This window comes from Polaromonas sp., from assembly GCF_010365105.1.
GTDB lineage: Bacteria > Pseudomonadota > Gammaproteobacteria > Burkholderiales > Burkholderiaceae_C > Polaromonas.
Genome location: NZ_JAAFGZ010000020.1, coordinates 1 through 25,897, shown reverse-complemented (window position 1 = coordinate 25,897; position 25,897 = coordinate 1). Strand labels below are relative to the sequence as shown.

Sequence of the window (25,897 nt, the reverse complement as noted above, 5' to 3'; positions counted from 1 at the left end):
CAACCAGCCTTTACCATTCAGTTTTCAGACCCACAGAGAGACTTTTCGTGAAACAAATTACCGCCATCCTCAAGCCATTCAAACTCGAAGAAGTCCGCGAAGCCCTGGCAGAATGCGGCGTGACCGGCCTGACCGTCACCGAAGTCAAGGGCTTTGGCCGTCAGAAAGGGCACACCGAGCTGTACCGGGGCGCCGAGTATGTGGTCGATTTCCTGCCCAAGGTCAAGGTCGAAGTGGTCGTCAAGACCGACGATGTGGACCGCTGTGTTGAAGCCATCGTGCGCGCGGCGCGCACCGGCAAGATCGGCGACGGCAAGATTTTTGTCACCAGCGTCGAGCGCGTGTTGCGCATCCGTACCGGCGAAGAAGACGAAGCGGCAATCTAAGCCGGCTCAGATCTGGTCCAGCCGCACCGTCGGCAACGCCGTACCGGCCGCCTGCACCAGTTCGGCCATGAGCAGTTCGGCATCGCTGCCGGTGCGTATCAGCCCCATCTGCCATTCATTCATGAAGCCGCTGCTGACCGCTGATCCGAGAAACGCGAGCATGCTGTCGTAAAAGCCGCCCAGGTTGAGCAAGCCGACCGGCTTGTCGTGGTAGCCAAGCTGGCGCCAGGTCCAGACCTCAAAGAATTCTTCCAGCGTGCCGATACCGCCGGGCAGCGCCAGAAAGGCGTCGGCATGCTCGGCCATGATGCGTTTGCGCTCATGCATGTTTTCCACGACATGCAGTTCGGTGCAACCGGTGTGCGCCCATTCCTTTTCGACAAGAGCTTTCGGAATCACGCCAATCACCCGGGCGCCAGCCGCGAGCGCTGCGTCGGCCATGATGCCCATCAGGCCATTGTGGCCGCCGCCATACACCAGCTGGCCGCCATGCCGGCCAATCCAGGTGCCGACCTGCCGCGCCAGCGCAGCAAATTCTGGGTTGTTGCCGGGGCGCGACCCGCAGTACACGCACAAGGAAAAAGAAGGGTTGTTCATGCTGACTGTTTCAGGATTCATGTGCCAAGCCGGTCAATCAGCGCCAGCGTCCAGGTGCCTGCGCAAAGCAGCAGGCAGAGCAGAACTGCGGCACTGCCCGTGTCCTTGGCTCGTTTGGAAAGTTCATGCCACTCCGGTCCAATGCGGTCGATGGCCGCTTCGATGCCGGTGTTGAGCAATTCGACAATCAGCACCAGCATGACGGTTCCTGCGAGCAGCACGGTTTCCATCCAGCTTCGGCCCAGCCAGAATGCTGCTGGCACCAGCACCAGCGAAGCCAGCGCCTCCTGACGGAAAGCCGTTTCGTTCCACCCGACGCGCAAGCCGGCCAGGGAGTAACCGGCGGCATGCCAGATGCGGCTCAGGCCACGGCGGTTTTTCTGGGCGTTGGCGGGTGAGGTAAATGGAACTGGTTCAGGCATGACGATCATTCTCGCGGCGCAGCATGACGAAAGGCTTTCAGGAGGGCGTTGAAACCGCCGCCTTGGCAGATGCCGGACGTTTTGCCTTGGGCGGGGTAATCGAGGTGATCAGCCGGGTGCCTGCCCAGGCGTCGTGCCAAAACTGCCGCTGCGGATGAAAGCGCGCCAGGATGGCCCAGATGGCCACCCAGCCCATGCTCAGAACGGCGCCTTCGGCAGCCGACAGCCCCAGCAGCCAGCTTGCTGCCAAGGGCGGCAGAAACCACATCCAGCTGAACAGGTAGCGTAGCAGGGCGCGTTGCTGGGAAATCGGCTGGCCATTCACATCGACCACGCGTATATGCCAGGTTTTCATGGCGAGTGTCTGGCCCTTGGACCAGAACCAGACAAAGTAAACGGCAAAAACAACAAACACGAAAGCTTGCAGTGCATGACGGTTGTCCAGCGCATTGCGCGTCTGGCTCAGGGTGCCGAACAGGTAGCCGGCGATGAACACCACGCCGAACATGAGCAAGCCTTCGTACATCCAGCAGGCCATGCGCCTCGGAATCGATGGTATTTGTATATCTTTTGCAATCAAGGGAACAACTTAATAATGAATGCGTACAGGAAGCCGCTGCGCCAACTTGAACGACAAAGAACGTCTGCTATTCCTGCCCGGCTCTTTGTCGCTATTGCGCCGAGCTGTTTGCCGGCGCAGGCAGCGCTGTCGACGCTGACACTGGGGCTGCCGGCAGAGGACTGATTTTAGGTGCAGGATTGAAAGCCTGCTGGCTGGCAGCCCGTGCAGGAACAGTGGCCAGCTTTTGCGTCGCCACGGGCTTGAGGGCAGTGGCTGCACCGCTTGGCCTCGGGCTGGCCGTAGCGGCAAGTTTTTGTTTTTCTTCAGGACTCAAGGCCTGATAGGCTTCCCATTTAGCCTTTTTTTCATCTGGCGTCAGTTGCCGGGACAACTCCAGCGTCTTGCCAAAATTCAGCCGTGCCTGGGCGCGCTGCTGCGGACTGAGCGCGACCCATTCATTCATGCGGCTGTTCAGCGTGGCCTGGGCCTGGGGCGTGAGTGCGCCATAGTTTTTAGAAATTTCCAGCCACTTGCGTTTTTGTGCATCGCTCATGCTGGTGTTCCAGCTTGACGCCAGCGGCGCCAGGGCCTGCTGCTGCGATGGCGTCAACTGCGACCAGGCAGGACCGTTTGCCAAGGTCTTGCCCGAACTCTGTGCACTGGATGAAGTTGACTGCCTCTGAAGCTGCGATGAAGCGACGGGTGGCCAGGCCAGCAGGATCGCAAACGCCAGGCCCGGCAAGATGGAGCGCATCGGGGGCGCCGCGCGGTGCGCCGTTGGCCGGTTAACAAAGCCGGTGGCCCGCGCCAGTGAAAAATCAGCCGGTCGCGTCATTGCGGGCTGGCAGGCTGGGATCCTGTTTTGAGAAACTGGACAAAACCCGGGTCTGCAAATGCGGCCGGTGGCAAGTCATCGGTCAGCAGTGCAGCATCCACTTCGGCCAGTTCCTGGGTCCGGTTGTCACTTTGAAATGAATTGATAACCAACAAACCCGCGACCAGTGCTATCAAGGGCAGCACCGAGCCAATCCGGCTCCACCAGCTCAAGCCTTCTCCGGATCCCCAGGTCAACGCCGCACTGCCGCCTGAGTGAACCACGGCGCCGGCTGTCTGGGTCGTGGTGATCTTGCGCTTGGATACCGCCTGGACGCGGGCCGACCGCAGCCGTTCGGAGATGTCATGGGGCAGCCCTGCCGTACCGGCTGACAGGTAGGACGCGGTTTTGAGACCAAACCGGTCTTCCAGGATGACCGACCTTTTCTGGGGCGAAATTTTCATAGTTTTATTCCTTTGGCGCTCAGCGCTTTGCTGAGGGCGTGAACTGCACGGGAACAGTGTGTTTTGACGCTGCCTTCCGAGCAACCCATGGCTGCGGCTGTTTCAGCTACATCCATTTCCTCCCAGTAACGCATCAGAAAGGCTTCCCGTTGACGGTCTGGCAACCCCTGAATCTGAACTTCTATTGCATGCAAAATCTGAGCCCGCTCAGTGGCGTCCTGCGCACTTTCCGTACCTTCAGAGTTGGTCAGGCTCTCCAAAGTTTCCAGAAGATCGAAATCTCCGTCGTCTCCGGAGGCAGAAAATTCGCTCATGTTGGAAAAAAGGGCATTGCGCGTCTTGCGGCGCCGGAACCAGTCCAGCGTCGTGTTCGAAAGGATTCGCTGAAACAGCATGGGCAGTTCCGCAGCCGGCTTGTCACCATAGTGCTGGGCCAGTTTCATCATGCTGTCCTGAACGATGTCAAGCGCCGCTTCTTCGTCACGGACATGGTAAATACTGCGCTTGAAGGCCCGTTTTTCAACGCTTTTCAAAAAGTCGGAAAGTTCTTGTTCGGTTGCCAACTTTGAGTCCCGGTTGTCCAGCGTTGTGAGTGTGCTCAGGACTTGTTGTGTCGTTGCAAGGCCTTCAGGCCACTGCCCAGCTTGAAATTATCGCATTGGGTTTGCACGTGCCCAGACCTGACGTCCCCCGGAGCAGAAGGCGCATGCCAACAGACTGGCAGCGCGCAGTGTCATAATGCTGCCTGCACATCAAAAGGCAAACGGGTCATGGCTCGGCGGATTATGTTTCTGCTTATGGTTTTGGCCTCAAGTCTCGACGCGGCTTCACAAGAGCGGGCCAAGAGGCACCCTAGGTATTTCGTTAGAGAAATTCACAAAGGTTCATCATGGAAATCACAAAGGCGGAAATCGCTTCCGCAGCGGCAGCATCTGCCCAAACCAATTCTGAAGAACTGCGAGGCGCTGAAATCCTCGTGAAGGCCCTTCAAGCAGAAGGTGTTAAGCACATCTGGGGCTATCCGGGCGGCGCAGTTCTTCATATTTACGATGCTTTCTACAAGCAGGACACTATCCAGCATGTGCTGGTGCGCCACGAGCAGGCCGCAGTCCATGCCGCCGACGGCTATGCCCGCGCCACCGGAGATGTCGGCGTTGCGCTGGTCACCTCCGGACCGGGCCTGACCAACGCCGTGACCGGCATTGCCACCGCGTACATGGACAGCATTCCCATGGTCATCATCAGCGGCCAGGTGCCGACGGCCGCCATTGGCCTGGATGCCTTCCAGGAATGCGATACCGTGGGCATCACCCGCCCCATCGTCAAGCACAATTTCCTGGTCAAGGATGTGCGCGACATGGCAGAGACCATGAAAAAGGCTTTTCACATCGCCCGTACCGGTCGCCCCGGCCCGGTGGTGGTCGATGTGCCCAAGGACGTCTCGTTCAACAAGACGTTGTACGCCGGATACCCAAAAACCGTTGAAATGCGTTCCTACAACCCGGTTCGCAAAGGCCACGCCGGCCAGATCCGCAAGGCTCTGCACCTGCTGATGGCGGCGAAGCGTCCTTATATCTACACCGGTGGCGGCGTGCTGCTCAGCAATGCATCGCAGGAGTTGCGCACCCTGGTGGACATGCTGGGCTATCCCTGCACCAACACGCTGATGGGCCTGGGCGCCTATCCGGCCAGCGACAAGAAGTTTCTGGGCATGCTTGGCATGCACGGGACGCTTGAAGCCAACAATGCGATGCAGAATTGCGACGTGTTGCTGGCTGTCGGCGCACGTTTTGACGACCGCGTGATTGGCAACCCGAAGCATTTTGCCCAGAACGAACGCAAGATCATTCACATCGATATCGACCCCTCGAGTATTTCAAAGCGCGTGAAAGTCGATATTCCCATTGTGGGTGATGTCAAGGATGTACTGACCGAACTGATCGGCATGATCCGCGAGTCAGGCCTCAAGCCTGATGCCGATGCGCTGGGTGGCTGGTGGAGCACCATTGATGCATGGCGCTCGCGGGATTGCATGAAGTACAGCATGGGCAGCGGCGATGTCATCAAGCCGCAGTATGTGGTTGAGACGCTCTGGAACATGACCAAGGATGCCGATACCTACATCACGTCCGACGTCGGCCAGCACCAGATGTGGGCAGCCCAGTACTACAAGTTCGACGAGCCGCGCCGCTGGATCAATTCCGGTGGCCTGGGCACCATGGGCGTGGGCATTCCGTATGCCATGGGCATCAAGCTGGCCAAGCCGGATTCGGAAGTGTTCTGCATCACCGGCGAAGGTTCGGTTCAGATGTGCATTCAGGAGCTTTCGACCTGTCTGCAATACAACACACCGATCAAGATCGTGTCGCTCAACAATCGCTACCTGGGCATGGTGCGCCAGTGGCAGGAGATCGAATACGCCGGCCGCTACAGCAGCAGCTACATGGACGCGCTGCCCAATTTCGTCAAACTCGCCGAAGCCTATGGCCATGTCGGCATGCTGATTGAAAAGCCGCAGGATGTGGAGCCGGCGCTGCGCGAGGCGCGCAAGCTCAAGGACCGCACCGTGTTCATGGATTTCCGTACCGATCCGACGGAAAACGTTTTCCCGATGGTGAAGGCCGGCAAGGGTATTACGGAAATGCTGCTGGGGTCCGAAGACCTCTGAGCGCAACGCTCCCTCCCTTTATTTTTTCACCCCGTCAACTGACGAATCTATTGACTGCCGAGTCTGCGCATTACCGTGCGCAGGGGAGGGCAGCGAAAAGAGGAATCTTCATATGAAACACATCATTGCAGTCTTGCTGGAAAACGAACCGGGCGCTCTTTCCCGTGTCGTTGGCTTGTTTTCAGCGCGCGGCTACAACATCGAGAGCCTGACCGTCGCGCCGACCGAGGACCCGACGCTGTCGCGCATGACCATCCAGACCTCGGGTTCTGACGACGTGATCGAGCAGATCACCAAGCACCTGAACCGTCTGATCGAAGTGGTCAAGGTCGTTGACCTGACTGAAGGCTCCTATACCGAGCGCGAACTCATGATGGTCAAGGTGCGCGCGGTCGGCAAGGAGCGCGAAGAGATGAAGCGCATGGCTGATATATTCCGCGGGCGAATCATTGATGTGACCGAGAAAAGTTACACGATTGAACTGACGGGCGACCAGACCAAGAACGATGCGTTCCTGGAGGCCATCGACCGCAGCGCCATTCTGGAGACGGTGAGAACCGGTTCAAGCGGCATCGGCCGTGGCGAGCGAATTCTGAGAGTCTGATATGGCTGGAATCCGGGTATCGGATCTGGCAGTGTTATTTTTTTGCTGATTATTTAGGAGCGACAGATGAAAGTTTTTTACGACAAGGATTGTGATTTAAACCTGATCAAGGGCAAGACGGTCGCCATCATCGGTTACGGCAGCCAGGGCCATGCACATGCCCAGAACCTGAATGACAGCGGTGTCAAGGTGGTTGTAGGCCTTCGCAAGGGTGGCGCTTCGTGGCCCAAGGTTGAAAAAGCCGGTCTGCAGGTGGCTGAAGTGGCTGATGCGGTCAAGTCTGCCGATGTGGTCATGATCCTGTTGCCTGACGAGCAAATCGGTGCCGTTTACAAGAACGATGTGGCGCCCAACATCAAGCAGGGCGCATCGCTGGTGTTCGCGCACGGTTTCAATGTGCATTACGGTGCCGTGATTCCGCGCGACGACCTTGATGTCTGGATGGTCGCTCCCAAGGCACCCGGCCATACCGTGCGCAATACCTACACCCAGGGTGGCGGCGTACCCCACCTGGTGGCCGTGCATCAGGACAAGTCCGGCAAAGCCCGTGACCTGGCCCTGAGCTACGCGATGGCCAATGGCGGCGGCAAGGCCGGCATCATTGAAACCAATTTCCGCGAAGAGACGGAAACCGACCTGTTCGGTGAGCAAGCTGTGCTCTGCGGCGGTGCCGTAGAACTCATCAAGGCCGGTTTCGAGACGCTGGTGGAAGCCGGTTACGCGCCGGAAATGGCCTACTTCGAATGCCTGCACGAACTCAAGCTGATCGTGGACCTGATCTACGAAGGCGGCATTGCCAACATGAACTATTCGATCTCGAACAACGCCGAGTATGGCGAGTACGTGACCGGCCCGCGCATCGTGACCGAAGACACCAAAAACGCCATGCGCGCGGTGCTCAAAGACATCCAGACCGGTGAATACGCCAAGAGCTTCCTGCTGGAAAACATCGCCGGTGCTCCGACCTTGATCAGCCGCCGCCGTTTGAATGCCGAGCATCAAATTGAGCAAGTGGGTGGAAAACTCCGCGCCATGATGCCTTGGATTGCCAAGAACAAGTTGGTTGACCAGACGCGCAACTGATCTTTTAAACCACGACGGTTTTTCAAAAGCCGCGCAAAGCCCTTGCGCGGCTTTTTCAATGGCGCTGGCAAAAATGGCCGCAATTCAACAGCAGGTTTTTGCCCTTGCCTGTCTGAACCGGTATGCTGGGCCGGCTTGTTTACAAGGCAATCTCTTGTGTGAAGCCCTAACTCGCTGCACTATGAATTCAATAGCTATTGGCGCACACCAGCCGTGCCTGAGGAGTATTTTTTATGCATGATGGCGAGGAAAACCTGACAACAGCCACGGAAATCGTAGCGCGCAAGCGGCGCAAAGGCATCTACATATTACCCAACCTGTTCACGCTTGCTGCGCTGTTTGGCGGGTTTTACGCCATCGTCATGGCCATGAATGGAAGGTTCGACCAGGCAGCTATCGGCGTGTTTTGTGCCATGGTGCTCGACAGCCTGGATGGCCGGGTTGCACGCCTGACCAATACCCAAAGCGCTTTTGGCGAGCAGATGGATTCGCTGTCGGACATGGTGTCGTTTGGCGCAGCGCCCGCGTTGATCGCCTATATCTGGGCACTGACCAGCCTCGGTCGCTGGGGCTGGATTGGCGCTTTTGTGTATTGCGCCTGCGCAGCCTTGCGCCTTGCGCGGTTCAATGTCAACACGGCGGTGGTGGACAAGCGTTTTTTTCAGGGCTTGCCTTCTCCTGCCGCCGCCGCGTTGGTGGCGGGTTATATCTGGCTGATGAACGACCTGGGCGTCAAGGGAGTTGACGTGCGCTGGATCACCTTTAGCCTGATGCTGTATGCCGGCCTGACCATGGTCACCAACGTGCCTTTTTACAGTTTCAAGGATGTCCAGATGAGGCGTAGCGTTCCATTTGTCGTTATTGTGCTGATCGCACTTGGCATTGCCATCATCAACATTGATCCGCCGACGGTCATCTTTGGCCTGTTTGTGATTTATGGTCTGTCAGGTTACGTTCTGTACGGCTGGCGCAAAGCCAAAGGCCAGCAGACCAGCGTGATTTCAACCTCGACCGACGAGCCTGACGAACGTGGGCTGCACAAATGAATTGTGGTACATTGAACGGATGAAAAAAATTTCGCTAGCACTACTGCTATCTGCCAACGGGCGGAGACGGTAGCGTACGCGTACACCTGATTCGACGGCCCGTTTGCACCAGCAACGGGCCGTTTTTTTTGGGTTGCTGGTTTTTATGACTGGACAACTCAATGCGACTGAAACCTGCCTGAAGACCGACTTCCCATACCTGTCCTCAATCCTGCTTTACTTTTGCAGCCTTGTGCCAACCCCCTTCAAATCGAGAGACTTCCCATGACTGACAAACTCATTATTTTCGACACCACCTTGCGCGACGGTGAACAATCGCCTGGCGCTTCCATGACCCGTGACGAAAAACTGCGCATTGCCCGGCAACTGGAGCGGCTGAAGGTTGATGTCATCGAAGCCGGCTTTGCAGCCAGCTCAAACGGCGACTTTGAATGCGTCAAGTCGATTGCAGAAGTCATCAAGGATTCCATCATCTGCTCGCTGGCACGCGCCAACGACCGTGACATTTCCCGGGCCGCAGAAGCATTGAAGCCGGCGAATGCCGGTCGCCTGCATCTCTTTTTGGCGACCAGTGCGCTGCACATGGAAAAAAAGCTGCGCATGACACCCGACCAGGTGTTTGAGCAGGCGAAGCTGTCGGTGCGGTTTGCGCGCAACCTGATGGCCGATATCGAGTTCAGTCCCGAAGACGGCTACCGCTCCGATCCGGACTTCTTGTGCCGCGTCATTGAGGCGGTTATCAACGAAGGCGCGACCACCATCAATGTCCCTGATACCGTGGGTTATGCAATCCCCGAACTGTACGGCAATTTCATCAAGAACCTGCGTGAACGCATTCCTAACAGTGACAAGGCGGTCTGGTCGGTTCACTGCCATAACGACTTGGGAATGGCTGTTGCCAATTCACTCGCAGGCGTGAAGATCGGCGGCGCCCGGCAGGTGGAATGCACCATCAACGGCCTGGGCGAACGCGCAGGCAATTGTTCGCTTGAAGAAGTGGTGATGGCGGTGAAAACACGCAAGGATTACTTTGACCTCGAACTTGGCATCGACACGCAGCAGATACTGGCGGCCAGCCGACTGGTGAGCCAGACGACCGGTTTTGTGGTGCAGCCCAACAAAGCCGTTGTGGGCGCCAACGCTTTTGCCCATGCGTCCGGCATTCACCAGGATGGCGTCCTCAAGGCGCGCGACACCTACGAGATCATGCGCGCCGAAGACGTGGGCTGGTCGGCCAACAAAATTGTGCTGGGCAAGTTGAGTGGACGAAATGCCTTCAAGCAGCGCCTTCAGGAACTCGGTGTGGCGATGGAAAGCGAGACTGACATCAACAATGCCTTCATCAAGTTCAAGGACCTTGCAGACCGCAAGAGCGAAATTTTTGACGAGGATATTCTTGCCTTGGTCAGCGATGAAAGCGTTACCCATAGCAACGAACAGTATGGTTTTGTTTCGCTGTCGCAGCACAGCGAAACCGGCGAGCGGCCCCAGGCTTGCGTGGTTTTTACTGTCGCAGGAAAAGAGGTCAAGGGCCAGTCCGATGGAAACGGACCGGTGGACGCATCGCTCAAGGCGATTGAGACCCATGTCAAAAGTGGTGCAGAAATGGTGCTTTACTCGGTAAATGCCATCAGCGGCTCGACCGAAAGTCAGGGCGAAGTGACGGTGCGTTTACAAAATAGCGGGCGAGTTGTAAATGGGGTGGGGTCCGATCCTGATATCGTGGTGGCGTCAGCGAAAGCTTATTTAAGTGCTTTGAATAAACTTCAAAGTAAAGCTGACCGGGTTGCAGCGCAGGGCTAGTGAATCTGTTTTTAACAATACCTTTTAGATTCAATGGCTTAGCTCTGGCCTGATGGGTGGCTTGAAAGCTGAAGTCAGAGATTCTGGTAGTTATTTAAGAAAGTCACGCAAGCTCCTGATATTGCGTGACTTTTTCTATTTCTATACACTTCAACCTCTTTCTTTATCGCAACCAAAACAGGCAATATTCACCATGTCGAAACAGCTTTTTAGTCGTGCACTAAAAATCGTGGGATTCTTTGCTTTGTCGTTTGCTCTGGTGGCACCGACTGCCCATGCGGCACCGGCAAAATCGTCGTCAAAGCGAGCGATTGTCAAGAAACCCCATGTCGAAAAATCGAAAGCCTCTAAAAAAATCGTATCCGCTCGCAAGAGCGTACGTTTTGAAACCAGCGCCAAGGTAGCCCGTGCCAAACGGCCTTCCATTATTCAAGCGCTGATTCCTGCCATTCCTTCATTTGGCCAAATGGCTGGCCTGCACAGCGCCATCGATCCGCTGGACCTGAAGTCCAGCGTGGCGCTGGTGATTGACCAGGACACGCGCGAAGTGTTGTTCAGCAAGAATGAACATGCTGTGCTTCCAATTGCGTCTTTGACGAAGTTGATGACCGGCGTGATCATCAGCGGGGCCAGGCTTCCAATGGATGAGTTGATCACCGTGACGCAGGATGACGTTGACACTGAAAAGCACAGCCGTTCGCGGCTTAGCGTCGGCACCACGCTGTCCCGAGGCGAAATGCTGCACCTGGCGCTGATGTCGAGCGAAAACCGGGCCGCCCATGCTCTTGGCCGTACTTATCCAGGTGGCATAGCCACTTTTGTCAGTCTGATGAACGCCAAGGCAAAAATGCTGGGTATGCACGACACCAGCTATGCCGAACCCACCGGCCTTTCCAGCCTTAACCAGTCCAGCGCACAGGACCTCGCGGCGCTGGTCAATGCCGCTCATGGTGACCCGGTGCTGCGCGAATTGACAACATCTCCGGGATATCAGGTGGCGGTCGGCAGCCGTACCCTTCAGTACAACAACACCAACCGACTGGTGAAAAATCCGGAATGGGACATCGGCCTGCAGAAAACAGGCTACATCAATGAAGCCGGCCAGTGCCTGGTCATGCAAACCAAAATCGCAGGCCGCAAACTGATCATGGTGTTTCTGGATTCGGCCGGCAAGCTGAGCCGTCTGGGCGACGCGGAGCGCGTGCGACGCTGGGTTGAAACCAACCCGGTGGTGGATCAAAAGGTCAAGATCAGCGCTTCCGACAAGCACATCAACGGTTGAGGTTCAGTGGTCGGCAAGCTTGAAATCATGGCCTGATCTATGTTTTCCTAAAAACTGTAGCAGGATTTTTTTTGCGAAACGCTATAGTATTTGTAGCATCAAGTGCTTGTACAGCAAGCGTGAATGCCACTTTTACCTTGAAGTGTAGCCCAGCGCAGTCGATATCTCGTTGGCGGTAGCTTGCAGCTTGGGCAGCCAGCTTTCATCCAGCCGGTCGGCAGGCGCTGAAATTGACAAGCCTGCCACCAGCTTGTTCTGGTCGTCATAAATGCCGGCAGCCATGCAGCGAACGCCCAGTTCCAGTTCCTCGTTGTCGCGCGCAAATCCGTACTGGCGGGCTTTGGACAGTTCGCGTTCCAGCACGGCCAGGTCGGTGATGCTGTTGCGCGTTTGCCCGGGCAAACCCGTTCGGGTCGCGTAGGCGCGCAGGCGCTGGGGATCGTCGGAAGCCAGGAACAGTTTGCCGACCGAGGTCAGGTGCAGCGGTGCCCGGCCGCCGATGGCGCGAACCACCTGCATGCCCGAACGTTCGCCGTACGTGCGCTCGACATACAGGATTTCGTCGCCCTGACGCATGCTCAGGTTGACGGGTTGCTGCGTCAGTTTGTGCAGTTCGCGCATGGGAAGAAGGGCCGCGTCACGAACATTGAGGCGCGCCTTGACCAGGTTGCCGAGTTCGAGCAGTCGCATGCCGAGGCGGTAGTTTCCTGCTGCCGGCCTTTCCACAAAGCGGCCCAAGGCCAGATCATTCAAGATGCGGTGCGCCGTGGAGGGGTGAAGGCCGGATTGTTCACTGATTTCCTTGAGGGAAACCGCTTCTTCATGGTGCGCCAGAATGTCCAGCAGGGTAAAGATGCGCTCGATTACCTGGACGGTTGGTTTGACGGGAAGATCGCTGTCGGGTTTTGTCATGTGCGGGCTTTCTGCCGCAAATTTTACCTTGTGAAATTGTCTTGCGCATTACTGAAGCGGCACTTGGCTATGCTGCTGAATTGCGTGGCTTGCTTATTGGGCGCTGGCGCTGATCGTTCGTGAATCAATCCAGTTGCCGTTCAGCAGTATTTCGTTGGGACTGAAGCCAAGCTTGTAGCTCATCTTGGGGCTTTGGGCGATCCAGTAACCCAGATAGACGAACGGCAGGCTGAGTTGCCGGGCCTGCTCGATCTGCCAGAGCACGCTGTAGTTCCCGTAGCCAGCGCCTGCTTCTGGTTCATAGAAGGTGTAGACCGCTGAAATGCCGTCTTCCAGCACATCCAGAATTGAAACCATTTTGAGCGCCCCGGCCTCGCCATTGGGCAAGGGCTCGCGAAACTCCACCAGCCTTGAATTGACGCGGCTCTGGAGCAGGAACTGGGTGTACTGGTCGATGCTGTCATGGTCCATGCCGCCGCCGGCATGGCGGCTGTTCTGGTAACGCAGGTACAACTGGTAGTGTTCCGGCAGAAAACACAGTTTGAGGCTGCTGGCCTTGAGGGCTTGATGCCGCTTCCAGGCGCGTCGCTGGCTGCGGTCCGGCGCGAAGGTGTTGACGGGCACACGCAGCGGCACGCAGGCCTGGCATCCGTCGCAGTAGGGCCGGTAGGTGAACATGCCGCTGCGCCGGAAACCCTGGGTGACCAGTTCTGAATAGGCATCGTTGTGGATCAGGTGGCTGGGTGTTGCCACCTGCGAACGCGCCTGCCGGCCTGGCAGGTAGCTGCAGGGGTAGGGCGCCGTTGCGTAGAACTGCAGGGTGTGTAGCGGCAGGTCTTTGAGATGCGTCACGATGTTGCGGGCAACGGGGTTGCTGTCGTTTTCAAGATTTCCTGCCAGTATAAGGAATCAAAATGCCATGCGGGCGCATTTCCATCCACGTGGTGGCTCAGGTGATCGGCAAATTCTGCGCGGCTGATTTCGGCTGCGCCGAGTGATGCAAGATGGCCGGTGTTCTGCTGGCAGTCGATCATCGTGATGCCCTTGGCGCGGCAAAAGGCCACCAGCGCGGCGAGGGCGATCTTGGAGGCATCGGTCTGGTGCGCAAACATCGATTCGCCAAAAACCATGGTGCCCAGGTTGACGCAGTACAGGCCGCCGACAAGTTCTCCGTTCACCCAGGTTTCCACGCTGTGGGCATGGCCTGCGCGGTGCAATTCACCATAAGCCTGCGTCATTTCCGAAACAATCCAGGTGCCGGACTGGCCAGCCCTGGGTTGGCTGGCGCAAGCGTCGATGACGCGCTCGAAGGCACTGTCAAACCTGATTTCACAGCGGGCATCGTTGATGAAATGAACCATGCGTTTGCGCAGCGACCGGTGCAGCCTGAAGTCAGCGGTTCGCAGCACCATGCGCGGATCGGGACTCCACCAGAGCACGGGCTGCCCCAGGCTGTACCAGGGAAAAATACCGCTTGAATAAGCCCGGGTCAAGGTGGCCGCATCGAGTGTTTCGCCTGCCGCCAGCAGGCCGGGTGCCGGGTCGGCCATGCTCCAGGCCTTTTCCAGCGGTGGAAAAGCCTCACCAGCGGCAAGCCATGGCAGCGCAGGCAAGGCGGCTTGGGAAGTTCCCTTCGGCAGAGGCATGAATAGCTTCGGGTTAAACGGTCGGGAACCGTCTGAAAATCAATTTTTGGATGCTATGAATTAACTAGCTGCTTATGCACGACCTGTAAGCGCAAACGCCTTATTTGGTTCCAAAAATACGGTCGCCGGCATCGCCCAGGCCTGGCAGGATGTAGCCATGCTCGTTGAGTTGCCGGTCGATCGCTGCGGTGTAAATCGCCACGTCGGGGTGCGCCTTTTGCAGGGCCGCAACGCCTTCCGGGCAGGTCAGCAGGCAGACAAACTTGATCGATTTGGGTTTGAGCTTCTTGAGCCTGGCCACTGCCGCGATGGCCGAGTTGCCGGTGGCCAGCATCGGATCGACGATGACGATGTCGCGCTCTTCCATTTCCTGCGGCATCTTGAAGTAATACTCGACCGGCGCCAGGGTTTGCGGGTCGCGGTACAGGCCGATGTGGCCCACGCGGGCGCCGGGCACGACGTTCAGGAAACCATCGAGAAAACCGTTGCCGGCGCGCAGTATGGACACCAGAACGAGCTTCTTGCCATCGATGATCTTGCCGGTCATGGTTTCCAGCGGCGTTTCCACTTCGATGTCCTGAAGCGGCATGTCCCGGGTGACTTCGTAGGCCATCAGGTTGCTCAGCTCGCTGAGCAGGGTACGAAAGGTGCTGGTCGAAGCGTTCTTGCGGCGCATCAGCGTCAGCTTGTGCTGCACCAGCGGGTGGTTGATCAGGTAAACATTGCTCATGAAGGACGGCTTTCTAGTGGTGTCGGGAACCGATTGTCAGCGTTTTTTGCCACCGAACAGGCTGCCCAGTACGCCACGGATGATCTCGCGTCCGACAGTGGAGCCCATGGTGCGGACGGCAGACTTGGCCATGCTTTGCGCCAGGCCGTCATATTTGGCACCGCGCGGACCGGTGCGGCCAAACAGCATGTCGTTCAGACCGCCCAGCATGCCGCCCGAAGCCGACTGGCCAGCCGCTCCGCCATTCGGTAACGCGGCTGGCTGGCTTGCCGCTGCACCCGCGCGCTCCTGAAGCATCTCGTAGGCGGATGTGCGGTCAACTTCCTTTTCATAGACACCGGCCACCAGCGAGTCTTGAAGGAGCTGCTGGCGCTGCTGCGGCGAAATCGGGCCGAGCTGGCTTCCGGGAGGCAGCACAAAGGCGCGTTCCGTGACGCTGGGCCGGCCCTTGGCGTCGAGGAAACTCACCAGCGCCTCGCCCACGGCCAGTTCGGTGATTGCGGTTTCTATGTCCAGGCCGGGGTTTTGCCGCATGGTTTGCGCCGTGGCCTTGACCGCTTTCTGGTCGCGCGGTGTGTAGGCGCGCAAGGCATGCTGCACCCGGTTGCCCAATTGCGCCAGCACCGAATCCGGAATGTCCAGCGGGTTTTGCGTCACGAAATAGACACCCACGCCTTTGGAACGAACCAGCCGCACCACCAGCTCAATGCGCTCGACCAGTGCCTTGGGCGCATCGGTGAACAGCAAATGCGCCTCGTCAAAAAAGAACACCAGCTTGGGCTTGTCGGGGTCGCCGATTTCGGGCAACTGCTCGAACAGTTCGGACAGCATCCACAGCAGAAAAGTTGCGTACAGGCGTGGCGAATGCATCAGCTTGTCGGCCGCCAGGATGTTGATGACCCCATGCCCGGCGCTGTCGGTCTGCATGAAGTCGCTGATGTTGAGCATCGGCTCGCCGAAGAATTTGTCGCCGCCCTGGGTTTCGATCTGCATCAACCCGCGCTGGATGGCGCCCACGCTGGCGGCGCTGACATTGCCGTACTGGGTGGTGAACTGGCTGGCGTTGTCTCCCACGTACTGCAGCATGGCGCGCAGATCCTTGAGGTCGAGCAGCAGCAGGCTGTTGTCGTCGGCGATCTTGAAGACCAGGTTCAGGACACCGGCCTGCGTTTCATTCAGGTTGAGCATGCGGCCCAGCAGCAGGGGCCCCATGTCGGACACCGTGGCACGCACCGGATGGCCCTGCTCGCCGAACACATCCCATAGCGTGGCCGGGCAAGCCAGTGGATCGGGCGATGCCAGACCACGTTCCTTGAGAATACAGGCCAATTTTTCACTGATGACGCCGGCCTGGCTGATGCCGGTCAGATCGCCTTTCACATCAGCCATGAAGACCGGTACGCCGATTCTGGAAAAGCTTTCGGCCAGGGTCTGCAGGGTGACCGTTTTGCCGGTTCCGGTGGCGCCCGTGATCAGGCCATGCCGGTTTGCCAGTGCCGGCAGCAGCTCGCATGGGGTCAGGGAGTTTTTCGCAATGAGGAGCGGCTCGGCCATGATGTGGAGGTCCTGATAAAACGGCGTTGAAGAAGGACAAGCGAAAAGTAAAATGAATGCTGTAGATTAAATCAATTGCTGAAGGATTTTCCGTGGCTGGTCATAGTAAATGGGCGAATATTCAACACCGCAAGGGTCGCCAGGACGACAAACGCGGCAAGGTCTGGACGCGGGTGATACGCGAAATCATGGTGGCTGCGCGCCTGGGCGGCGGCGACCTGGCCACCAACCCACGCCTGCGCCTGGCCGTTGAAAAGGCCAAGGCAGCCAATCTGGCGGCCGACACGGTCAAGCGCAACATCGACAAGGCCACTGGCAACCTTGAAGGCGTTCATTACGAAGAAGTACGCTATGAAGGCTACGGCATCGGCGGGGCGGCGATCCTGGTGGACTGCATGACCGACAACAAGGTTCGCACCGTAGCCGAAGTTCGCCATGCGTTTTCCAAGCATGGCGGCAACATGGGCACCGAAGGCTCGGTGGTGTTTCAGTTCAAGCATTGCGGCCAGCTTATTTTTGCACCCGGCACGAACGAGGACCATGTCATGGAAATCGCCCTGGAAGCGGGAGCCGACGATGTGATTGCGCACGAGGACGGTGCCATTGAAGTGCTGACGCCCTATACCGAACTGGAAACCGTCAAGAGCGCCCTGGAGGCCGCCGGCCTGGTCGCCGAACTGGCAGAAGTCACCATGCGCGCTGACAACGCCATTGAGCTGAATGAGGAAGATTCCCAGAAAATGCAAAAACTGCTGGATGTGCTGGAAGACATGGACGACACGCAGGAAGTCTTTCACAATGCCGAGCTTTCAGAATAAACCACTTTAGAAAACACAACAACAATGAAAGCTTCATCATGAAAGTCTTGGTCGTGGGCGGCGGCGGCCGTGAACATGCGCTGGCCTGGAAACTGGCACAGTCGCCCAGGGTGCAGGCGGTGTATGTGGCGCCGGGAAATGGCGGAACCGCTCTCGATTCCCGGCTTGAGAACATAAATATCACTGATCCGCACGCCCTGCGGGCTTGGGCTGCTACAGAAAAAATAGCATTAACGGTTGTTGGCCCCGAGCAGCCACTGGCCGCCGGCATCGTTGATGAGTTTCGCGCACACGGTCTGCGGGTGTTTGGCCCGACCAAGGCGGCGGCGCAGCTGGAAAGCTCCAAGGCGTTTTCCAAGGCCTTCATGAAGCGCCACCATATTCCAACCGCCGACTACGAAACCTTCAACGATGCGGTGGCGGCGCATGCCTATGTCGATGAAAAAGGCGCGCCGATCGTGGTCAAGGCTGACGGCCTGGCTGCCGGCAAGGGCGTGGTGGTGGCCATGACCCTGCACGAGGCGCACGAGGCGATCGAATTCATGCTGGCGCCGGACCCGGAATTCAATCCGCTGGGCGTGAGCCACAACGAAGGCGGCGCGCGCGTGGTCATCGAGGAATTTCTGCAGGGCGAGGAAGCCAGCTTCATCGTCATGTGCGATGGCAAGAATGTGGCCGTCATGGCCACCAGCCAGGACCACAAGCGTTTGCTCGATGGCGACCAGGGGCCGAACACGGGCGGCATGGGCGCTTATTCGCCAGCCCCGGTGGTCACGCCCGATGTCCACGCCAGGGCGATGCGCGAAATCATCTTGCCCACCATCCGGGGCATGGAAAAAGACGGCATTCCGTTCACCGGTTTTTTATACGCCGGCCTCATGATTGATGCGCAGGGCAAGCCCAAGACGCTCGAATTCAACTGCCGCATGGGCGACCCGGAAACCCAGTCCATCATGATGCGCCTGAAAACCGATCTGTTCGAGGTCTTGATGGCTGCCACCTCGGGAACCCTCGACAAGGTGGAAATGGAATGGGACCGCCGTCCGGCGTTGGGCGTGGTGATGGCCGCGCACGGTTATCCGCTGCACCCGCGCAAGGGCGATGTCATCCACGGTCTGCCTGTGGCAGCGGAAGACGCCATGGTGTTTCATGCAGGAACGCAGCGCCAGGACGGTGCGACGCTCACTTCGGGTGGCCGCGTGCTGTGTGTGACGGCGCTCGGCAGCACTGTCAAGGCGGCGCAGCAGCGCGCCTATGACGTCGCACGAAACATTGATTTCGATGGCGCGCAGTACCGCAAGGACATCGGCTACCGGGCCATCAAGTCTTGAAAGCCAGCCATGTCCAGCATTGATCTTTCAGCCGTTCGCGGTTTTTTGCTGGGTCTTCAGGAGCGCATCACCAATGCTGTTGCCGAAATCGACGGCCACGCCTTTGTCAGCGATTCTTGGCAAAAAGAGCCGGGCGAGATGCTTCAGGGCAATGGCATCACCAAAATCCTGGAGCAGGGCAAGGTGTTCGAGCGTGCCGGTTGTGGCTTTTCGCATGTGCGCGGTCCCAGGCTGCCGCCTTCTGCGACCCAGCATCGACCCGAGCTGGCAGGCGCACCGTTCGAGGCGATGGGTGTTTCTCTGGTGTTCCACCCCCGCAACCCCTACGCGCCGACGGTACACATGAATGTCAGGATGCTGGCGGCAACCCCTGTCGGTGAAGCTGCCGAGCCGGTCTGCTGGTTTGGCGGTGGCATGGACCTGACACCTTTTTACGGCTTTGATGAAGACGCGGTGCATTTTCACCAGGTTTGCAAAGACACGCTGGCACCGTTTGGCGAAGACAAATATCCACGTTTCAAGCAGTGGTGCGACGAGTATTTTTTCCTCAAGCACCGCCACGAGCAGCGCGGCATCGGTGGCGTGTTCTTCGATGATTTTCAGGAACTTGGCCTGGCGCAGAGCTTGACGATGATGCAGGCTGTAGGCGATTCGTTCCTGCAGGCGTATCTGCCGATCATCAAACGTCGCAAGGACAGCATCTTCACGCAACGCGAGCGCGATTTCCAGTTGTACCGGCGTGGTCGCTATGTGGAATTCAACCTGGTGTGGGACCGGGGAACCCATTTTGGCCTTCAGTCCGGTGGACGTACTGAATCGATCCTGATGTCGATGCCGCCTCTCGCAAGCTGGACCTACCAGCGGCCCAATGTTGCCGGATCGCCCGAGGAGCGCCTGTACAAAGAGTTTCTTGTCAGGCGGGACTGGGTTTGAGCACCAGCGCTGGGGGTCAGTCCAAACGCATTGGCGTGTTTGGCGGTGCGTTTGACCCGCCCCACAATGCCCATGTCGCACTGGCCAGGGCAGCGCTGGAGCAGTACGATCTTGATGTGCTGCATGTCATCCCGACTGGCCATGCCTGGCACAAGGCCAGGGCGCTCAGTGCCCCTGAACACCGGCTAGCCATGGCCCGGCTGGCGTTTGGGAATATTGAGGGCGTCACGGTGGATGCACGTGAATTGCAGCGTCCGGGACCTACCTTTACCATCGATACCCTGAAGGCCTTGCAAGCCGAGAATCCAGGGTGTCAGCTCTACCTGTTCATAGGCGCTGACCAGTTTGCGACCTTTGGCCAATGGCATCTATGCAGAGAGATTCTTGAAATCGCTATAATTTGTATAGCTGATCGCACAGAATCCGCGCTGACTCAAACCGAGTTTGATGTTTATGCGCCGTACAACCACCGGTTTTTCATTCTCAAGTTGCCCTTGATGCCGGTCAGCGCCACCCAAATTCGCCAGATGCTGGCTTCGGACGCGGCCACCGCTGAAGAAGCCATCAAATTAGTTCCCGACGCGGTTGCACGTTATATTTCGCACTATCAACTGTACGGCCCCGGTTAATTTTTCACCCTATTGAAGCAAAGCATTGCATGACCCCCACCACTGTCAAAACCTCAAGCACCGAGGGCAAAAAAGATGTCCAAAAACTGCAGCGCGCCATCATTGATGGGCTCGAAGATGTCAAGGCGCAAGACATTCAGGTGTTTGATACCGAGCACATCACCTCGCTGTTTGAGCGCGTGATTGTTGCCTCGGGAACGTCCAACCGCCAGACCAAGGCGCTTGCTGCCAGCGTGCGCGACGCCGTGCGGGACGCCGGTTTTGCCAAGCCACGCATTGAGGGCGAGGACAACGGTGAGTGGATCATTGTTGACTGCGGCGCGGCTGTTGCCCACATCATGCAACCCACGATTCGCCAGTATTACAACCTGGAAGAACTTTGGGGCGACAAGCCCATCAAGCTCAAGCTCGGCGCACCCACGCCGCTGCCCAAGGCCTCCAAGGTTGAGGTGAAAGCAGAAGTCAAGCCGGCCAGGTCGCCTGCGGCGGCCGGCGGCAAGTCAAAATCTCCTGCCAAGCCGTCAAAGGCAGCAAAAGTCATCGGTGAAGAAAGCTTGCCCGATGCCGCAACGTTGGCCCGAACTGATGACGGCACTTATGTAGGCCGCGTTGGAAAGACGCACGACTGGACGGCCAAGCGCAATGCGACTGCACCGGCTGCCGAGCCTGAAGCCAAGCCGATCAAGGCACGCAAACCATCCTCCAGAGTGGCTCCGGCCGAGTCCAAGCCGGTGACGGCCAAGACAGCTGCCAAAAAGGTGGTTGTCAAGACACCTGTCGTGAAAATTCCTGTGGCCAAGAAAGTCGCTGCCCAGCAGGCAGCAGTCAAGACGGCTGTCAAAAAGCCCGCCGCCAAAAAGTCAGCTGCGAAGAAAACCACGACCCGGAGCGAATGAGGCTGACCATCGTCGCCGTCGGCCAGAAGGTGCCCGATTGGGCCCAGACGGCTTACGACGACTACGCCAAACGCTTTCCGCCTGAACTGAAAGTTGAGCTCAAGGCGGTCAAGACCGAACCGCGTGGCTCCAAAACTTTGGAAACCCTGCTTGCGGCAGAGCGTACCCGCATCGAAGGCGCCATTGCCAGAGGCTGCCGGATCGTGGCGCTGGATGAGCGTGGTACGGCTGTGACCACCATGGCGCTGGCAGAAAATCTCAAGACCTGGCAGCTGTCCGGAGATGACATTGCCATCGTGATTGGCGGGCCGGATGGACTGGACGCCGGCTTCAAGCAGGCAGCCCATCAACGCATTCGTCTCTCGGACCTGACGCTGCCGCATGCCATGGTGCGTGTATTGCTGATCGAACAGCTTTACCGCGCCTGGAGCATCACGATCAATCATCCGTATCATCGTGAATAATTTTTTCAGGCGTGTCCAGTATGGTTCAGTTTGTTTATCTGGCCTCTCAAAGTCCAAGGCGGCGTCAGTTGCTGGAACAACTCGGAGTTCGCTATGAGTTGCTTCTGCCGGATGCCGGTGAAGACAGTGAAGCGTTGGAGGTCGCACTGGACAACGAGGCACCAGCACGCTACGTCAAGCGGGTAACTAGCCTCAAACTCAATGCCGCTTCAGCGCGCCTGGCCCGTCGCCAACTGCCGCCAGCGCCCATCCTGTGCGCTGACACCACCGTGGCCCTTGGACGAACCATTTACGGCAAGCCCGACGACGCCTGTCATGCCGAACGCATGCTGTCCGAACTTTCTGGCAAAACGCACCGGGTTTTGACAGCGGTGAATATTCAGTCAGGCCCGCAGCGTTATTGCGCACTCAGCAGTTCAAATGTGAGCTTCGAGCCCATGACTGCCGACCAAATCAGCCGCTATGCAGCCACCGGTGAACCTTTGGGCAAGGCGGGTGCTTATGCGATACAGGGCAGGGTGTCCATGCATATCACCCGAATCACCGGCAGTTACAGTGGCATCATGGGTTTGCCATTGTGGGAAACGGCTTCGTTGCTTCGAGCTGCCGGACTTGCCATTTAGCCTTACTGTCTGAGAAAAATGCAACAAGAAATTCTGATCAACTGGTCGCCTCAAGAGACACGCGTTGCAGTGGTAGAGCATGCCGCTGTGCAGGAATTACAGGTGGAGCGGACGCTTGAGCGCGGCTTGGTTGGCAACGTCTATCTTGGCAAGGTGGTCCGCGTGCTGCCGGGAATGCAGTCTGCATTTATCGATATCGGCCTGGACCGTGCTGCATTTTTGCATGTGGCCGACTTGATGAGCAGTATCAACAGCCGCCATGCCGAGCCCGAAACGCTTCCGGGTGGCGTCGCCGTGGTCTCGGGAAGTTCAGCATTGCAGCCGATTGAGAAGCAGTTGTTTGAAGGACAGGCCTTGATGGTGCAGGTTCTCAAGGACCCGATGGGCACCAAAGGCGCACGCTTGACGGCGCAGATCAGCATTGCTGGCCGTTTGCTGGTTTTTCTGCCCCAGGACAACCACATTGGCGTCTCGCAAAAAATTCTGCCGCGCCAGCGCGAAGAGTTGCGTCAGCGGGTTCAGTCTTTGGTCGCCGACATGGGCGGTGGTTTTATTCTTCGGACCAATGGCGAGGATGCCACTGACATTGAACTGGCTGAAGATATTGCTTACCTGCGAAAAACCTGGCTTCGTATCAAGCAGGCTTCCTTGCGCATGCCGGCAGCGTCTGTTTTGCATCAGGATTTGAGCCTGTTGCAGCGCGTGTTGCGCGATATGGCGCTGGAAAATACACAAACCATTCGCATCGATTCGCGTGAACAGTTTGAAAAACTCAAAGCTTTTGCCCTGGAGTTCATGCCCTCGACGCTTCCAAAGCTTCAGCTTTACAGCGGTGAAAGGCCTATTTTTGACTTGTTCAACATCGACGAGGAAATCGCAAAAGCGCTGGGTCGTCGGGTGGACCTCAAGTCCGGTGGCTATCTGGTAGTTGACCAAACGGAAGCGTTGACAACGGTTGATGTGAACACCGGTGGATTCGTTGGCGCCCGAAACTTCGACGAAACCATTTACAAAACCAATCTGGAGGCTGCCCAAGCCATCGCCAGGCAGCTCCGTCTGCGCAATCTGGGCGGTATCGTGATTGTCGATTTCATCGACATGAGCAAAGAAAACCACCGTGATGCCGTATTGGCTGAGTTCAAAAGACAACTGGAGAGAGATCGCATCAAAACTGCGGTGAATGGATTTTCAGCCTTGGGATTGCTTGAAATGACACGCAAGCGAACACGGGAGTCATTGGCGCATCAGCTGTGCGAACCTTGCAATGCCTGTAGCGGAAAAGGAATTGTCAAAACGGCCCGCAGCGTAACCTACGATATCCTGCGTGAAATTTTGCGTGAAGCACGGCAATTCAATCCACGGGAATTCAGGATTGTGGCTTCTCCAAAAGTGATCGAATTATTTCTGGACGAGGAAAGCCAGCACCTTGCTAGTTTGAGCGAATTTATTTGTAAACCCATTTCCCTGCAGGCTGAAGCGGTGATGGCCCAAGAGCAATACGACATCGTGTTGCTTTGACCCCGTCCAAGTCGATCTGAGCATGCCCAAGAGACTCACCGCAAACACCCGGCCCATTCCGATTCTGGTTTACCACCAGATCGCTGCCGCACCTCCAAAAGGCAGCCCCTTTCGAAGCCTGTATGTGGCACCCGAAGCTTTCGCCAGGCAGATGGCCTGGCTTGAGCGACTTGGCTACCAGGGTTTGTCGATGACTGCCTTGGAACCCTATTTGAATGGCCAGAAAAACGGCAAGGTAGTAGGAATAACGTTCGATGACGGCTACTTGAACAACCTGTCGAACGCCTTGCCCTCGCTGACAAAGCATGGTTTTTCCTCAACTTGCTATGCCGTGAGCGGATTGCTTGGAAAAACCAATGTCTGGGATGTAAAGACAGGGATTGCACAGACCCCGTTGATGAATGAAGCTCAACTGCGTCAATGGGTCTCGGCGGGGCAGGAAGTAGGCTCGCATACCCACCAGCATATCGATCTGACGGTTAGCGACAAAAACAAGTGCCAGCTTGAAATTACGCTGGGAAAAAACGAGCTCGAATCGGTCGTGAAAACTCCGGTAGCGCACTTTTGCTACCCGTATGGTCGTTACCAAACAGAACATATCGGAATGGTCGATACGCTGGGTTTTGTGACCGCTACCACCACGCAGCGCAGCCGTTGTCATGCCCAAACGGACATGCTGCAATTGCCTCGGGTGCCCGTTTTGCGTTCGACGATGCTGCCCGTGTTCTGGCTCAAGATTGCAACTGCCTATGAAGACCGCCGAAAAAAATGAGTTCGTCAACGCCAAGTTCTGCTGAAGATTCAGTCGGCGAACAGAGACGGCTGCGAATTGCTGTCTTCAACCGGACTTTTTCGACAACTGGCGGTGGCGCTGAGCGCTACTCGACTGCATTGGTCGAGCAACTGTCTGCCAAGCATGACATTCATGTGTTCGCCCAGGAAATAGCCCATAACTGGCCTGGCGTCGCTTATCACCGGATTTTCATGCCGATGCGAAAACCCCGGTGGATCAATCAGTTGTGGTTTGCCACCTGCACGTGGTGGTTAACTCGCAGTGGTTTTGATGTCGTGCATTCTCACGAGAACACATGGCATGGTGACGTTCAGACGGTGCATGTGTTGCCTGTGAAATACACGCTTTTTCGCGAGCTTCGGGGCTGGCGGAAAGCTTCAAGGTGGATCAAGGTCGCCACCAGCCCACGTCTGCTGGCTTATCTAGCGCTAGAGCGTTTACGGTTCACGCCCCGTCCCAGCAAAAAAATAGTGGTCACCTCTGAAAGCCTTCGGCAGATCATGGACTCTACCTATCCTGATTGTGCAAGGATGATCTCCGTCATCACACCCGGAATCACTTTACCGCTTTTGCCACTGACGCGACTGGGCAAAAAAAATGCCAGGTCACTCTTGGGTTTGCCTCAAGAAGGATATTGCATATTGTTTGTCGCCAATGATTACCGGAAAAAAGGACTAAAAACCTTGCTGACGGCACTCGGTCAGTGCCCAGCGGGATTCAATTTGGCTGTTGTGGGAAATCTGTCTGAAATGCCCACTTTCATGGAACAGGTGAAAACTCTCAATTTGGAATCGCGGGTTTTTTTTCTGGGCTCTTTGAAAAATGTTGCCCCTGCCTATGAATCTGCTGACTGCCTTGCCCATCCAACGCTTGAGGATACTTTTGCAATGGTGGTGCTTGAGGCGATGTCTTACGGACTACCAGTGGTGGTGAGCAGTTCTAGATATTGTGGCATCTCAGAACTTCTCCAGCATGGCGAAAATGCGCTGATTGTTGATGATCCTTTGAGTCCGTCCGAGGTACAAAAAGCTATTAAACAGGCGCTGAGTCAACCACAGCATTTGAGCAGAGGCGCAATAGCATTTGCACGCAGTTATCAATGGAGCAGACTTGCACTGCAACAGGAGTCGTTGTATCTCGATGTGGATGCTGCTAAAAGAGGAGCAGCCTTAACAGGCTGCTGAACTACTACTTTTTCGAAATTTCTATGATTTTGATCACACAAGTCAGGCAATGGTGCTATGATTTGCGGCTCTGCTGATGACAAGGTGGCCAGTGTAAAAATTGGTCGCGAGGTAGGTAAGCAGAGAAAAAGTCAA

General features: G+C 57.0%; 28 protein-coding genes. 17 read left to right on the top strand and 11 right to left on the bottom strand.

Going from position 1 to position 25,897, the window contains the following annotated elements; genetic code table 11:
- Positions 1-47: 47 nt before the first annotated feature.
- The gene (locus tag GZ092_RS13945; RefSeq protein ID WP_029524602.1) at positions 48-386 is read left to right on the top strand and encodes a P-II family nitrogen regulator; all 339 of its coding nucleotides are present in this window, start codon (positions 48-50) and stop codon (positions 384-386) included.
- Positions 387-392: 6 nt separating this feature from the next.
- Here GZ092_RS13945 and GZ092_RS13940 read toward each other — a convergent pair whose 3' ends face one another.
- The 6 genes from GZ092_RS13940 to GZ092_RS13915 form a co-directional block, all read right to left on the bottom strand.
- The gene (locus GZ092_RS13940; protein WP_293637256.1) at positions 393-983 is read right to left on the bottom strand and encodes a TIGR00730 family Rossman fold protein; all 591 of its coding nucleotides are present in this window, start codon (positions 981-983) and stop codon (positions 393-395) included.
- A 17-nt stretch (positions 984-1,000) separates the two neighbouring features.
- Positions 1,001-1,414 (bottom strand): diacylglycerol kinase, encoded by a 414-nt coding sequence (locus GZ092_RS13935; protein ID WP_293637255.1) that lies wholly within the window; start codon positions 1,412-1,414, stop codon positions 1,001-1,003.
- Positions 1,415-1,442: 28 nt separating this feature from the next.
- On the bottom strand, positions 1,443-1,985 hold the full coding sequence (locus GZ092_RS13930; RefSeq protein ID WP_293637254.1) for an RDD family protein: 543 nt from the start codon (positions 1,983-1,985) through the stop codon (positions 1,443-1,445).
- A gap of 91 nt (positions 1,986-2,076) precedes the next feature.
- Positions 2,077-2,802: a DUF3106 domain-containing protein gene (locus GZ092_RS13925; RefSeq protein WP_293637253.1), complete on the bottom strand. Its 726-nt coding sequence runs from the start codon at positions 2,800-2,802 to the stop codon at positions 2,077-2,079.
- A complete protein-coding gene (locus GZ092_RS13920; RefSeq protein ID WP_293637252.1) occupies positions 2,799-3,245 on the bottom strand; it encodes a DUF3619 family protein in 447 nt (148 codons plus the stop codon). The genes GZ092_RS13925 and GZ092_RS13920 overlap by 4 nt, the downstream gene beginning before the upstream one ends.
- Complete coding sequence (locus GZ092_RS13915) at positions 3,242-3,808, bottom strand: RNA polymerase sigma factor (RefSeq protein WP_293637251.1); 567 nt, start codon at positions 3,806-3,808, stop codon at positions 3,242-3,244. The genes GZ092_RS13920 and GZ092_RS13915 overlap by 4 nt, the downstream gene beginning before the upstream one ends.
- 326 nt (positions 3,809-4,134) lie before the next feature.
- On the opposite strand from GZ092_RS13915, the gene GZ092_RS13910 reads away from it, so the two are divergent.
- The 6 genes from GZ092_RS13910 to GZ092_RS13885 all read left to right on the top strand — a co-directional run bounded on the left by GZ092_RS13910 (position 4,135) and on the right by GZ092_RS13885 (position 11,731).
- Complete coding sequence (locus GZ092_RS13910; protein ID WP_293637249.1) at positions 4,135-5,913, top strand: acetolactate synthase 3 catalytic subunit; 1,779 nt, start codon at positions 4,135-4,137, stop codon at positions 5,911-5,913.
- A gap of 112 nt (positions 5,914-6,025) precedes the next feature.
- Positions 6,026-6,517 carry an acetolactate synthase small subunit gene (gene ilvN, locus GZ092_RS13905; RefSeq protein WP_011801117.1) on the top strand — a complete coding sequence of 164 codons (492 nt, stop codon included), beginning with the start codon at positions 6,026-6,028 and terminating at the stop codon, positions 6,515-6,517.
- Between the two features lie 66 nt (positions 6,518-6,583).
- Complete coding sequence (gene ilvC, locus GZ092_RS13900; RefSeq protein ID WP_293637245.1) at positions 6,584-7,600, top strand: ketol-acid reductoisomerase; 1,017 nt, start codon at positions 6,584-6,586, stop codon at positions 7,598-7,600.
- A gap of 233 nt (positions 7,601-7,833) precedes the next feature.
- Positions 7,834-8,646 carry a CDP-diacylglycerol--serine O-phosphatidyltransferase gene (gene pssA / locus GZ092_RS13895; RefSeq protein ID WP_293637244.1) on the top strand — a complete coding sequence of 271 codons (813 nt, stop codon included), beginning with the start codon at positions 7,834-7,836 and terminating at the stop codon, positions 8,644-8,646.
- 264 nt (positions 8,647-8,910) lie between these two features.
- On the top strand, positions 8,911-10,449 hold the full coding sequence (locus GZ092_RS13890; RefSeq protein ID WP_293637242.1) for a 2-isopropylmalate synthase: 1,539 nt from the start codon (positions 8,911-8,913) through the stop codon (positions 10,447-10,449).
- Positions 10,450-10,642: 193 nt separating this feature from the next.
- The gene (locus GZ092_RS13885) at positions 10,643-11,731 is read left to right on the top strand and encodes a serine hydrolase (RefSeq protein WP_293637343.1); all 1,089 of its coding nucleotides are present in this window, start codon (positions 10,643-10,645) and stop codon (positions 11,729-11,731) included.
- 132 nt (positions 11,732-11,863) lie between these two features.
- Here the strand turns inward: GZ092_RS13885 and GZ092_RS13880 are convergent, their stop codons facing one another.
- The 5 genes from GZ092_RS13880 to GZ092_RS13860 form a co-directional block, all read right to left on the bottom strand.
- A complete protein-coding gene (locus GZ092_RS13880) occupies positions 11,864-12,643 on the bottom strand; it encodes an IclR family transcriptional regulator (protein WP_293637240.1) in 780 nt (259 codons plus the stop codon).
- A gap of 93 nt (positions 12,644-12,736) precedes the next feature.
- Positions 12,737-13,495: an arginyltransferase gene (locus GZ092_RS13875; protein ID WP_293637238.1), complete on the bottom strand. Its 759-nt coding sequence runs from the start codon at positions 13,493-13,495 to the stop codon at positions 12,737-12,739.
- Positions 13,492-14,289, bottom strand: a complete 798-nt coding sequence (gene aat, locus GZ092_RS13870; RefSeq protein WP_293637236.1) for a leucyl/phenylalanyl-tRNA--protein transferase — start codon at positions 14,287-14,289, stop codon at positions 13,492-13,494. The genes GZ092_RS13875 and aat overlap by 4 nt, the downstream gene beginning before the upstream one ends.
- 100 nt (positions 14,290-14,389) lie before the next feature.
- The gene (gene upp / locus GZ092_RS13865; RefSeq protein ID WP_293637234.1) at positions 14,390-15,019 is read right to left on the bottom strand and encodes a uracil phosphoribosyltransferase; all 630 of its coding nucleotides are present in this window, start codon (positions 15,017-15,019) and stop codon (positions 14,390-14,392) included.
- 36 nt (positions 15,020-15,055) lie between these two features.
- Positions 15,056-16,573, bottom strand: a complete 1,518-nt coding sequence (locus GZ092_RS13860) for a helicase HerA-like C-terminal domain-containing protein (protein WP_293637232.1) — start codon at positions 16,571-16,573, stop codon at positions 15,056-15,058.
- A 92-nt stretch (positions 16,574-16,665) separates the two neighbouring features.
- Here GZ092_RS13860 and GZ092_RS13855 point away from each other — a divergent pair, with 92 nt between their 5' ends.
- The 10 genes from GZ092_RS13855 to GZ092_RS13810 are packed head-to-tail and all read left to right on the top strand — an operon-like array spanning position 16,666 to position 25,762.
- A complete protein-coding gene (locus tag GZ092_RS13855; RefSeq protein WP_293637230.1) occupies positions 16,666-17,391 on the top strand; it encodes a YebC/PmpR family DNA-binding transcriptional regulator in 726 nt (241 codons plus the stop codon).
- A gap of 38 nt (positions 17,392-17,429) precedes the next feature.
- Positions 17,430-18,722: a phosphoribosylamine--glycine ligase gene (gene purD, locus GZ092_RS13850; protein ID WP_293637228.1), complete on the top strand. Its 1,293-nt coding sequence runs from the start codon at positions 17,430-17,432 to the stop codon at positions 18,720-18,722.
- Between the two features lie 9 nt (positions 18,723-18,731).
- Complete coding sequence (hemF, locus tag GZ092_RS13845) at positions 18,732-19,655, top strand: oxygen-dependent coproporphyrinogen oxidase (protein ID WP_293637226.1); 924 nt, start codon at positions 18,732-18,734, stop codon at positions 19,653-19,655.
- Between the two features lie 35 nt (positions 19,656-19,690).
- Positions 19,691-20,284, top strand: a complete 594-nt coding sequence (gene nadD, locus GZ092_RS13840) for a nicotinate (nicotinamide) nucleotide adenylyltransferase (protein ID WP_293637224.1) — start codon at positions 19,691-19,693, stop codon at positions 20,282-20,284.
- Positions 20,285-20,313: 29 nt separating this feature from the next.
- Positions 20,314-21,180: a ribosome silencing factor gene (gene rsfS / locus GZ092_RS13835; RefSeq protein ID WP_293637223.1), complete on the top strand. Its 867-nt coding sequence runs from the start codon at positions 20,314-20,316 to the stop codon at positions 21,178-21,180.
- Complete coding sequence (rlmH, locus tag GZ092_RS13830) at positions 21,177-21,644, top strand: 23S rRNA (pseudouridine(1915)-N(3))-methyltransferase RlmH (protein WP_293637222.1); 468 nt, start codon at positions 21,177-21,179, stop codon at positions 21,642-21,644. The genes rsfS and rlmH overlap by 4 nt, the downstream gene beginning before the upstream one ends.
- 20 nt (positions 21,645-21,664) lie before the next feature.
- Positions 21,665-22,267 (top strand): Maf family protein, encoded by a 603-nt coding sequence (locus GZ092_RS13825; RefSeq protein WP_293637221.1) that lies wholly within the window; start codon positions 21,665-21,667, stop codon positions 22,265-22,267.
- A gap of 18 nt (positions 22,268-22,285) precedes the next feature.
- Complete coding sequence (gene rng, locus GZ092_RS13820; protein ID WP_293637220.1) at positions 22,286-23,785, top strand: ribonuclease G; 1,500 nt, start codon at positions 22,286-22,288, stop codon at positions 23,783-23,785.
- A gap of 22 nt (positions 23,786-23,807) precedes the next feature.
- Positions 23,808-24,557, top strand: coding sequence for a polysaccharide deacetylase family protein (locus GZ092_RS13815; RefSeq protein WP_293637219.1), 750 nt, complete (start codon positions 23,808-23,810; stop codon positions 24,555-24,557).
- The gene (locus GZ092_RS13810; RefSeq protein ID WP_293637218.1) at positions 24,554-25,762 is read left to right on the top strand and encodes a glycosyltransferase family 4 protein; all 1,209 of its coding nucleotides are present in this window, start codon (positions 24,554-24,556) and stop codon (positions 25,760-25,762) included. The genes GZ092_RS13815 and GZ092_RS13810 overlap by 4 nt, the downstream gene beginning before the upstream one ends.
- Positions 25,763-25,897: the final 135 nt, after the last annotated feature.